This window comes from Clostridium sp. AF34-13 (assembly GCF_003477845.1).
Classification (GTDB): Bacteria; Bacillota; Clostridia; order Lachnospirales; family Lachnospiraceae; genus Butyribacter; species Butyribacter intestini.
In genome coordinates this window covers 22403-29813 of the sequence record NZ_QUEB01000025.1, presented here as the reverse complement: position 1 = coordinate 29813, position 7411 = coordinate 22403, and the positions used below count along the sequence as shown (strand labels likewise).

The following is a 7411-nucleotide window of genomic DNA, read 5'->3' as shown; positions in this document are numbered from 1 at the left end:
TATACTCTTTTATTTTCTCTACCAGATTATCCTTAAAATCATCCCAAAAAGAAGAAATATCCAGATGAATAACATTGTATTTGTTCATGTATTTCTTATAGTCTGCATGGGAAGAAATCTTTGTGTTATCAAAAAGCTTTGATGAATCGCAACCGAGACTGTAATATGCGTCTATCATACCGGCAGCGTGTGACTTGCCAAAACGCCTTGCATGGCTTACAGAAAGACAATTTCTGGGAGTGCAGATCACCTTATTAAGGTAGGCGATTAGTTCAGTTTTATCTACATATATTTCATAATTTCTATCTTTGGTAAAGCTTTCGTTTGTCGGATTAAAATATATACCCATTTAAACACCCCGTTTCTTATAAAAAATAGTTAGTATTTGTGAAAAGATTATTAGTATTGTCTGATTGTTTTTAGTATATTTTGTTTCGGGTATAATGTCAATTATGTAAAAATTGTGCAATTTTGTGGTAGGTTATCATTCATGTTTGCTATACAAATAACTATTAAAACTGGAAAGATATATAATTATACCATTGGTTTGGTAGTGGCAATGGGAATTTTGCCAATAAGTGCACATAGTAATATAGCTTCTGCACAGGAACAAGAACAGACTGGGACACTGGTTATGACAAAGGAGGATGAGATTGACAGCTTTGATGACCTTGCAGGAATGACATTAGATATGAGTAATAAAAATATTGTGCCTGATGATAGTGGAAAGGTAGAAATTGATGTAAATGATGCTGTTCAGCAGGGAAATATGGCAAGAAATATGATAAAAGGAAATTTAAGTTTTGTAATAGAAGGTTTTAATTTTAAAAAAATGAATGGGGTATCTTCAATAAACAGGCCAATACAAAATATATATGTAATGAATAATGAGATATATGTTACGCAGACATATACTATAAATGATAATCGTGAACGACAGGGAATTGCAATTGATAATAGTTTAAATATATACATAGTATGCGATGGGAATGGTACATATAATACTAGAGCAGATCTTTGTGTTATTTTTAAAAAATCAAAAAGAACAATATATTACAATGTATATTGGGATATATCTGAAGAGATTGAAATAGAGGGCATACAGGTGTGTAATAATAAAATATATATAGGCGTGTCTCCTAAGAATGAAAAATCAAGAAACAAGGCATACATATATTCTGTTGATAATGGACTTATATATGAATAAAAATATATGCGAAATTTTGTATGGCTTGCAACAAAATTAAAGAAATGATGTCTTATATTATAAGAGATGATATGATATGATGCGAGAATTAAGAATGAGGAATAAATTTTTGTATGCAGGATTTGTGTATGTACACACTTGGCACAAATTTTATGCACGAAATATATCATATTTAATACTATGCAAAAAAGTGTGCAGAAATGGAGGGTCAGTATGAAAAATAAAAAAAGTACCAAAAGAATAAAAAATATATTTACTTTTACAGTAATGATTTGCAGCCTATGTTTATTTTGTGGATTTTTGGTGACAGAAAAAGCATCAGCCAAAAAAACAACAGTGAAAAAAGTAAGTTCCGCATTGAAGAATGGCACATTTACGGTTTCAGGCAAAGGAAAAATGCCTGAGAGTGCCATGCCAAAGGTTGCACAAAAAAAGAAGATTAAAAAGATTGTTATTAAAAATGGAGTAACCGAACTGCCGGAAGATGCATTTAGGGATTGCAGCAAGGCAACAGTTATAACAATAGCACCAACTGTAAACAGAATAGGTGCAATGGCATTTTATAACACGGGAGTAGAGAAAATAACGATTCCTAAAAAAGCGGGAAATTTAGGTTATGGTATGCTTCAAAATTGTAAAAATCTCAAGAAATTAACAATACCGGGAAATTTTTGGGCAAGAGAACCTAAAAAAGCAGCCAATAAAAAGAATCTTATCGGTTCATTGATACTTGGAAAAGAAAAATGCAGAGATAACAATTTCTGACGAAGTAAAGTATATTCGTGAGAATGCATTTAACTCACTTTTGAGTTCAACTTCACAGAAATTTTCGATAAGGTCGGTAGTGCTTAATAATAACATAGAAACGCTGCCAAAGTATGCTTTTGCCGGAAATAAAGAGATAAAAGTATATACAAACAAAGAGATAATGATTCAGAGATACACTTTTGATAACTGCGGAGAGTATGAAATAATAAGATTGACTCATTGATGCACCACAGTATGACAACAAACATTAGATTTGGGTGTGACAAGTGGTAGGAAGTAATATATTTATGGCATTGATATAGTGCAAATGTAAATTTTATCATGCTTAGAAAGGGAGGCTCAGTATGAAAAAAGAAAAATATATTATAAGCAGAAAACTCATAGGCGGTTTGCTTTTAAAAAACATTATTGTGTTTGGAGTTTTTATTTTAGCTGCAGCAGCGACTATGTTTATGCAGTCTGATAAAACTTTAGCGGCGAAGAAAAAAACAAATTCGTATATTAAAATATTAGGCGGCTCAATGCAGCTTAAAAATGGTGTCCTTACGATTCAAAAGAAAGGAGATCCTTTTGTAGCCGTTAATGAAACGGTACTCCCCAAAAAATCAATAAGAAAAGTCATAGTAAAAGAAGGAGTTACCTGGTTACCGGATGAAGTATTTAAGGACTGTAAAAATCTGAAAACAGTTATATTGCCAAATTCTTTAAAAACAATAGGAATAAGTGCATTTAATAATACCGCAGTTAAAAGCATAAAATTACCTAAAAATCTTAAAGTAATTAAAAAATGGGCTTTTGAGGGCTGTAATATTGAAAAGATAAATATCCCTAAATCCGTTGAGAGAATAGGGGTACAGGCATTTTGCTATACAAAAATAAAAAATATTACTATACCAAAATCTGTTAAGAAACTCGGTATTGGAGTGCTTGACGGTTGCAAAAAACTTGAGACTGTGACTATGCCGGGAGATGTAGAAGTGATAAAAGTTCCAAAACCCTCTATTGATAATGATTTTTTTTCATGTACGGACTTGTTTTATTATAAAAGAAGAGATGATGGTTCATCCGACCCGATAAAGAAAGTGAAATTTACAACTGCACTTAATACCGATATTTTGAAAAGATTAGCAGAGTGCGAAAGCTATGAAGTTTCATCAAAAGATCCACGTTTTAAGAGTGTTGATGGGATGATATATTCAAAAGACGGAAAAACACTCGTAAGGATACCGCTTGGAAGAAAAAAGGTAGTCATATCGGATAAATGTAGTACAGTAGCTACAAGAAGTTATGGGTATAGAACATATGGAATGAGTGTGCTTAGAGAAATTGTATTTCCTAAATCAGTTGTTAAAATAACAAGCGATGATGATTTGAATTTTGACATTTCACATTATAAATGTAAAAATATTAAAGTAAGCTTAAATATGTCCCAGCTTGACAATAAATCAATACAGAGGTTATGGACAACAAATAAGTACTGGAAAAAATCTTTGAAAAATGAATTGTTGAGAAAGGGATTTGCGAGTTTAAATGAAAAAAATGAGCGTATGCTCATGCTTGCAGATGGTTATCTGTGCAGTTATCTTAAAAAAGAAGAAACGGATACAGATGAAACTGAGACACGGGAAGATATAGTCGGTCTTGTAATTCCGGATAATGTTAAAACAATAGGAACGGAGGCATTTTCGGAGTACGACATAAGTTATATTACTTTGGAAAATGGAGTCGAATTTATAGAAGATTACGCATTTGAAGGTTGTGGACTGAAAGATGAAAATGATAATTGGTATGCTGTTGTATATGTAAAGAGAGATAATATACATATATCTGACAAGGCATTTGCCGGTGGAGAGAGTGTTAGGATTGTCATGGAAAAATAAGGTTAAAATAATTACAATATTATTAGGATTACTCCGGTATAGGACAGTATAGAAATGTAACAAAGCAGAAAGAGGACATTGCAAAGTCACATTATAGAAAATATGTGAACGACAAAGTCCTCTTTTTTTATTTAAATTTTTTCAATCTTCAATCAGCATATTTATGAGTTTAGACACTGCGATGCTTGTACCACGACTTATATCTTGAATAAGGCATATTTCCCTTTCAAGTTCACTTTCAATAAGTTGAATTTGGAGAATATCTCCACTTTCAATAAAAGGTTTTGCAAGTTTTTCAGGGCAGAAACCGATGCCGAGGTTATGTATTACCATAGGTATTATCTGGTCAGTTGTTGCAGCTTCTATATCAGGTGCAAATTTGAGATGATTGTCAAAAAAATACTGATGATGTGAATCGTGTGTAGCGGTTCCGTCTGTCAGTGAGATAAACGGTATGTTTAAAAGGTCGTGAAGGCTTTGTCGTTTTTGGGCAATTTCACTATAATCTTTACCGCAGATGAGTATTTCTTTGAAAGGGTAAAGGGTAGTCATGTGCAGTGGCTTTTTATAGTCTACCGGAGTTGTGATGACGGCAAAGTCGACCAAACCCTTTTCAAGAGCTGAAACTGCCTGTGGTGCGGAATGATTGGAAATTCTGAGTCTCACATGAGGGTATTTTTTGTGGAATTTTTCAAGTTTAGGTAAAAGAAAAAGCCTAAGAGCCGTTTCACTTACACCTATCGAAACAATTCCAGTTTCAAGACTTTTGTTTCGTATAAGTTCGTTTTCGCCAGTGGTAAGCTGAGCCATAGCTACAGCAACATGGTCATAAAGCTGTTTTCCTTCAGGTGTGAGTTTGACACCTTTGTGCGAACGGATAAGAAGTTTACAGCCGAGTTCACTTTCTAAAATATTCATATATCGTGTGATGTTTGGCTGATTGTTGTTCAATGCTTCTGCGGCTTTTGAAAAACTTTTATATCTTGCCACATAGAAGAAAATTCTGTAGTAATCTAAAGTCATATAACACCTCATTTTTGTAAAAGTATGGGTAACAGTTCAGCCATAAAAAGATAATTGGCAATACAATGAACTTGTTCATTGTATTGTTAATTATCTTTTTATGGTAGAATAGCCTTTCATTTCTGAAATGAAAGGCTGAACTGTTACAAGTATGGAAATAAGTGCAACGAAAATTATTGATTTTTCGTTTTTATAGTATAATATGGTTTTTGTGGGATTGCAAGGAAACGATATGCAATTTATTTTTTGTAATTCGGAAAATAATCTGTTATAATAATCAGGCGGTGTAATGTGGAAAATATTTAACACTATCAGGCAAATGGCTGAGCGGATTGCAAATATACGCTTGACAATGCAGGGTACTTCAAGAAAAAAGAAATGAGGATTGATATGAGACTTATACTGGTTGCGATTTTTTTAATACTTTATACAATTTTTACGATTCCGATGGCTCTTGTGTTATGGATCATCGGCAAATTTGATGAGAGAAAAAAGGCGGTTGCTGCACAGGTATGTGTCAAGGGCGGCTTTAAAGTGATTTTGTTTCTGTCGGGTGTGAAGCTGACCGTTAAGGGCAGAGAGAATATAGTGAAAGACAGAGCGGCACTTTATGCCTACAATCACAGAGGATTTTTTGATATTCTTGTGGGTTACACGACAGCACCTATGCCTACGGCTTTTGTCTCTAAAAAGGAAATTGAAAAAACACCTATGATTTCATGGTGGATGAAACAGATGAATTGTCTTTTTCTTGACAGGGAAAATATAAAAGAGGGCATGAAAACCATTTTGCAGGGTATTGAACTTTTAAAGAATGGAACTTCTATATATATTGCACCTGAGGGAACAAGAAATAAGGGTGAGGAGCTTCTAGAGTTCCATGAGGCGAGTTTTAAACTTGCTGATAAGGCGAAATGTCCTATCATTCCGGTTGCGATAAACAATACCGATGAGGTCTTTGAAAAGCATCTTCCGTGGATTCACAGTGCCCATGTGACTATAGAGTATTGTGAGCCTGTTTATATGGAAGAGATGGAGAGAGCCGAGAAGAAGCATGTTGGTGAAAAGGTTAGAGAGATAATCGGAGAGAAAGTTAAAGCAAATGCATAGTCTGTTCAATGGTTAATGAGATATATCAAAGATTTAACACTATAAATGAAGCGGCAGAGCGAATTGAGAATATTTGCCTGACTTTACGATATACTGGAGCTGCAAAGTTTTTTGCACAATATCGTAAAGTGTGTTATACTGATATGGAAACGGTTTTTATTTTAAGGGGGAATTTCCGTAAGCTGTCTTGTGACAACTGGCTGCGAATATCCGCTTGACATAAAAATCTATGGATTGATATTCGTGTCTGGAGCACGAAAAAGAATTTATGCAGAAAGAGGTTACATTTTATGAACAATGAATTTGTTTTAGTGCCTGTACTTGGGGTAAAAGTGTGGGTCGTGGTTATGATTGTAATTATCGTTTTGCTGATAGCTGCACTTGTTGCCCTTAGTATATATGGCAGAAAATTGCAGAAACGTCAGGAAAGCACACAGAAAGAGATAGAGGCAGCAGCACAGAATGTGTCATTGCTTATAGTTGATAAAAAGCGTATGAAGCTTAAAGAGTCGGGTCTTCCACAGCTTGTTATAGACCAGACACCTAAGTATCTCAGAGGTCAGAAAGTGCCTATCGTAAAAGCTAAGGTCGGACCAAAGATTATGACGCTTATCTGTGATGAAAAGATTTTTGAACTTATTCCTGTTAAAAAATCAGTTCGTGCGACAGTGAGCGGTATCTATATTACAAAGGTTCAGGGACTTCGTACAAATCTTGAGGCTAAACCAAAGAAAGTTAAGTTTTCTCAGAAGATTAAGAATAAGTTTTCTAAAGACAAGTAAAGGTTATTTAAAATCCGCTGTTCATATTTTCATCGTGAGCAGCGGATTTTTTTAATTTAATGACTCAATAACCATCGTTATAGTGCAGTCAGAGACATGGCTGTAATTCATGTCGAGTCCGTAATCGATGGAAATCTCTATTTTATCGTCAGCTTCTTTGATGTCAACTCGTGTAGTATCAAGGGACATTTGCATTGAACCAAAGGGTGTTTCATAAAAACCTGTATGTGTTTTTCCGGTTTTAAATGTCATTTCGGTGTTTGTTGCACCACGCTTTGTCAGTGTGACGGTATCTCCTGATATTTTAAGGAGATTTGATATTGTAGCATCTCTTCCGGTTTCCTCATCTCTGAAATATTCTTTATATGATATTATGTGTTTTCCGGCGACAAGGCGGTAGTTTCCGGTCTGTTTTGTCTGTATGCCCTCTTTATCATCTATTTCATGCTGCAGACCGTGTACGGTGACAAGTACATTATTGTTCATAGTATTCCTATTCCTCACTTCATTTCTCTATTCGTTCAGTGTTACCCATGTAGAGCATTATAGCATATGAATGTGGAGAAGTACAATGTTACATGATAAATGTAAAAGGTTTTGCTGCAACAGCAATACAATGAGCAGGCTCAGATATTACCGAT

Annotated in this window: 9 protein-coding genes; 6 read left to right on the top strand and 3 right to left on the bottom strand. The window is 34.4% G+C overall.

The genetic code is table 11. The features are described 5' to 3' along the window. On the bottom strand, positions 1–349 hold a 349-nt coding region (locus DWZ63_RS15000), incomplete at its 3' end, for an AAA family ATPase (RefSeq protein ID WP_182431552.1). 114 nt (positions 350–463) lie between these two features. Here DWZ63_RS15000 and DWZ63_RS14995 point away from each other — a divergent pair. From DWZ63_RS14995 to DWZ63_RS14980, 4 genes are all read left to right on the top strand, one after another. Further along, positions 464–1207, top strand: a complete 744-nt coding sequence (locus DWZ63_RS14995) for a hypothetical protein (RefSeq protein WP_147353249.1) — start codon at positions 464–466, stop codon at positions 1205–1207. Positions 1208–1420: 213 nt separating this feature from the next. Next, positions 1421–1972 (top strand): leucine-rich repeat domain-containing protein, encoded by a 552-nt coding sequence (locus DWZ63_RS14990; RefSeq protein WP_182431551.1) that lies wholly within the window; start codon positions 1421–1423, stop codon positions 1970–1972. Then, the gene (locus DWZ63_RS14985) at positions 1938–2198 is read left to right on the top strand and encodes a leucine-rich repeat protein (protein ID WP_118500311.1); all 261 of its coding nucleotides are present in this window, start codon (positions 1938–1940) and stop codon (positions 2196–2198) included. The genes DWZ63_RS14990 and DWZ63_RS14985 overlap by 35 nt, the downstream gene beginning before the upstream one ends. A gap of 121 nt (positions 2199–2319) precedes the next feature. Further along, a complete protein-coding gene (locus DWZ63_RS14980) occupies positions 2320–3855 on the top strand; it encodes a leucine-rich repeat domain-containing protein (RefSeq protein WP_118500310.1) in 1536 nt (511 codons plus the stop codon). A 141-nt stretch (positions 3856–3996) separates the two neighbouring features. On the opposite strand, the gene DWZ63_RS14975 is transcribed toward DWZ63_RS14980, so the two are convergent. Next, positions 3997–4878 carry a LysR family transcriptional regulator gene (locus DWZ63_RS14975; RefSeq protein ID WP_118500309.1) on the bottom strand — a complete coding sequence of 294 codons (882 nt, stop codon included), beginning with the start codon at positions 4876–4878 and terminating at the stop codon, positions 3997–3999. A 390-nt stretch (positions 4879–5268) separates the two neighbouring features. On the opposite strand from DWZ63_RS14975, the gene DWZ63_RS14970 reads away from it, so the two are divergent. Together DWZ63_RS14970 and DWZ63_RS14965 are read left to right on the top strand one after the other, a co-directional pair. Beyond that, a complete protein-coding gene (locus DWZ63_RS14970; RefSeq protein WP_055945519.1) occupies positions 5269–5988 on the top strand; it encodes a lysophospholipid acyltransferase family protein in 720 nt (239 codons plus the stop codon). 290 nt (positions 5989–6278) lie between these two features. Then, positions 6279–6770 carry a hypothetical protein gene (locus DWZ63_RS14965; protein WP_022013534.1) on the top strand — a complete coding sequence of 164 codons (492 nt, stop codon included), beginning with the start codon at positions 6279–6281 and terminating at the stop codon, positions 6768–6770. Between the two features lie 51 nt (positions 6771–6821). Here DWZ63_RS14965 and DWZ63_RS14960 read toward each other — a convergent pair whose 3' ends face one another. Next, the gene (locus DWZ63_RS14960) at positions 6822–7256 is read right to left on the bottom strand and encodes a DUF1934 domain-containing protein (RefSeq protein WP_055945517.1); all 435 of its coding nucleotides are present in this window, start codon (positions 7254–7256) and stop codon (positions 6822–6824) included. Positions 7257–7411: the final 155 nt, after the last annotated feature.